General features: G+C 41.0%; 2 protein-coding genes. Both read right to left on the minus strand.

Annotation, left to right across the window (positions count from 1 at the left end; genetic code table 11):
* A partial coding sequence (locus tag VLN09_RS02355; protein ID WP_325243610.1) for an FAD-dependent oxidoreductase occupies nt 1-726 on the minus strand: 726 nt, incomplete at its 3' end.
* 239 nt (nt 727-965) lie between these two features.
* Nucleotides 966-2485, minus strand: a 1520-nt coding sequence (locus tag VLN09_RS02360) for an ATP-dependent helicase (RefSeq protein ID WP_325243611.1), incomplete at its 5' end; no start/stop codon positions are given.

Consider the following 2485-nt stretch of genomic DNA (forward strand, 5'->3'; position numbering starts at 1 on the left):
AAAGGTATCGGTATCGGTGATAACTTTCCAGCCGCCATCTTCTTGTACGATTTCTTGAACGCCAGTCTCTTTAATTACTCCGCCCATTTCTTGGAAGTTTTTTGCATAGGCTTTAACCAACAAGCTTGGGTTTGAGACCTGCCAAGAGTTCAACCAATGAATCGCGCCGACAAACTCATCAAAATTGGCGCTAGGCTCCATTACTTTTAATTCGTCTACCGTCAGTACATTGTGCTCAACACCTTGATTGCGTGCATCAATAGCGAGCGCAATGGCTTCTTTAAAGGTGTCTTCCGAGCGATGCAGTTGCAACCAACCATCACGAGTAATGAGCTCGTCAGCACCAGAGGCGCTAATCATGGTTTGATGCTCACTAGTACAATGCTCAATCAGGGTCTGCCACTCAGATTCGATTTTTTTAACAGTAGCAGGTACAGAGTACTTCCAATACTGTAATAACGCTTGGTGATAACGCAAAATTGCTGGAATACGATAGCGGATATCGGTACCTTGGTTCGGCAATACTCTGATCATTTCTGTCAGCTGACGAGGAAAAGGATGCGTATGAATGGCTTCGCGCTGAATCAATCCTGCATTGCCATACGAGGTCTCTGACCCTGGCAATTTCTTATCTAACATTAATACATTTGAGTTATTTTTTTGTAGATGCCAAGCGATTGACGTGCCAACCATACCTGCACCGATAACGATAACTTCATAGCGCATAACCTATCCTTTTCTTAGGGTGTTAATACAGAGTATCAAATATAAGGGTCTAACAGAATTAGGTGGTAATAGTAACGCATTAGGACAAATTTTAAACCCTTATCTGATAAATATTTTCTCGTCACATACTTTTGGTTATAAGGTTTTTGAAAAGGTATTTTTGATAGGAATAATGATAGCCAACTATAAAACAAAAGTCATTTTTTAAGCTATTTTGCCAGCTTTTATAGCGTTTTTTATCACCACCAAACCGGATCATCACTCTCTTCTAAGGGCTGTTTGACCGTTACAACTGTTATCTTATCAGCAGGTATTTCAGTAATAAACCGTGACACTTTATCAAAATAGCCTGAATAGCTCGAAAAATAGTCTGGCGCCGTTAAAAACAGCCTGCTCTTAGCACGACTACAAGCGACATAAAATAGTCTACGCTCTTCTTCTAACTCCTCAAAGTCGTCCAACGAGCGATGATGTGGCGTCATGCCGTCAACCAAAGAGTTCACAAAAACCACTGGCCACTCTAACCCTTTGGCACTGTGAATGGTCGAGATAGTGACTTTGTCTATATTTTTTGTTTTAGATTGACTGGTCGTCGCCACTGAATCATTGGGTGGATCAAGTGCCAAATTTTCTAAGAAACTCTCCAGATTGCTATGCTCAGTGGCTAGTTTTTTGAGTACACGAAAATCCTCGCTACGCTCTCGCCAATTATCCTCAATCGTTTTTAGAATAGGAATATAAAACTTCACAATCTGCTCAATGACTATCTTGACTGATTTTGCCCGTTCTGCCTTAGTGAGCAAATTGTACAAAAGCTCAAACTGCTCGCTTTTTTTAGCAAACTTTGCCGTCAATAACGGCTCGAAAAAATTATTATCAGCATTAACTGCTTGGGTCAAACGCGTCGCGGTGACTGACCCTACCCCCTTAAACAGAGTCAAAATACGGTGCCATGCAATCGTGTCATTTGGGTTATAGAGTATTTTGACAAAGGCCAAGACGTCTTTTATGTGACGTCTTTCAATAAACTTAATGCCGCCCACCACGATAAATGGAATATGACGCTCCATAAACTCTAACTGTACATAGTTAGACTGAAACGACGTGCGGCACAGTACTGCAAAGTCGTCATAATCGAACTCTGTTTTTAACTTTATGATTTTATCAGCGATATATTTGGCCTCGCGGGTCTCATCACGCAATCGACTAAATATCGGCTTGATTCCTGTTACTGATGCGCCAGAATAAAGCTGTTTTTGATAGCCTAACGTGATTTGCTCAGATAAGGCATTGATATAGTCTAAAACGGCAGGTGTACTACGATAGTTCTGTTCAAGCTTGATAAGCTTGGCATTGGGATAACCCTCACCAAACAACAAGATATTTTCATAATTGGCCCCGCGAAAAGCATAGATACTCTGGTTGTCATCACCAACTACCATGAGTGATACAGACTCAGGCTCACAAATCAAATCTATCAGCTCTTTTTGTGGAATATTGGTGTCTTGATATTCATCCACCATAACGTAGCGATACTGACGTTGCAGCAGCTGTCGAAATTTATCGTTAGTTTTTAGATGACGTACTACCTGGCTAATAATGTCATCAAAATCGTATAAATGGTTGGCGCGCTTGTACTCATGAAAATCAACGGCTAGCTGCTCAATAATGGGAATATGGACAGCAATATCAGGATAGCTGCTTTCGACTAAATCGCGAATATGAATGCGGCGATTTCTAGACGTTGAAAAGATATTCT

This window comes from Psychrobacter sp. (genome assembly GCF_035469765.1).
In the GTDB taxonomy this organism is placed as follows: domain Bacteria; phylum Pseudomonadota; class Gammaproteobacteria; order Pseudomonadales; family Moraxellaceae; genus Psychrobacter.